The 854-nt window shown below is 71.5% G+C and carries 2 protein-coding genes; both read left to right on the plus strand.

Annotated elements, in window-relative coordinates; genetic code table 11:
• Positions 1-351: penicillin acylase family protein (locus CCN33_RS28710; protein ID WP_140394725.1), on the plus strand; the 351-nt coding region annotated here is incomplete at its 5' end.
• The coding region (locus tag CCN33_RS28715) for a GNAT family N-acetyltransferase (protein WP_086696313.1) at positions 344-854 on the plus strand (511 nt) is incomplete at its 3' end. The genes CCN33_RS28710 and CCN33_RS28715, both read left to right, overlap by 8 nt.

Genomic DNA, 854 nt, shown 5'->3' on the forward strand with positions numbered 1-854 from the left:
GCCACCCCCTGGTCCGACGCCCACCGGGTGGCCCCCTGGCGCGCCCTTCCCGAACCCCCTTATGCGGAACCGGGCTTGGGCGGTGACCACGACTGCGTCAACTGCACCACCGCGGTCCCCGGCATCACCGACCTGGCGGCCCGAGGCCCCGCCGCCCGCTACGTCTGGGACCTCGACGACCGCGAGAACAGCCGCTGGATCGTCCCCTTCGGCGCGGACGGCGTACCCGGCAGCCCCCACCACCGCGACCAACTCCCCTTGTGGCTGCGGGGAGATCTCGCCCGGGTCGTCACCGACTGGACCCGGCTCACCCTCGAACACACCGACATCACCGAGGAAGCCCATGCCTGAGACCGCCCACCACGAACAGCACGTTCCCGGCTACGGCACCGTGGTCATCCGCCCCCTGGCCCCCGAGACGGACGCCCGGGTGATCCACACCTGGGTCAGCCAGGAAAGAGCCGCCTTCTGGGGAATGACGAACCTCACCCAGGCCCAAGTGGCTGGGATCTACGCCCACATGGCCACCCTCGACACCCACCACGCCCACCTCGTCACCAAGGACGGCGAGCCCGTGGCCCTCCTCCAGACCTACGACCCCGCCGCCGACCGGGTGAGCGAGTGCTACGAGGTCCGCCCCAAAGACATAGGCGTCCACCTCCTCGTCGCCCCCGCCGCCCCCGGCGCCCACCGACCCGGCTGGACCTCGGCCCTGCTGACCGTGGTCGCGGACTACGTCCTGCGCGTACTGGACCGCACCCGCGTCGTGGTCGACCCGGACGTCCGCAACACCAAGGCCATCACCCGCTTCGAACGCCAGGGCTTCACCACCGGCCCCGAGGTCGTCCTCCCCG

The organism is Streptomyces recifensis (assembly GCF_002154615.1).
In the GTDB taxonomy this organism is placed as follows: Bacteria; Actinomycetota; Actinomycetes; order Streptomycetales; family Streptomycetaceae; genus Streptomyces; species Streptomyces griseoluteus.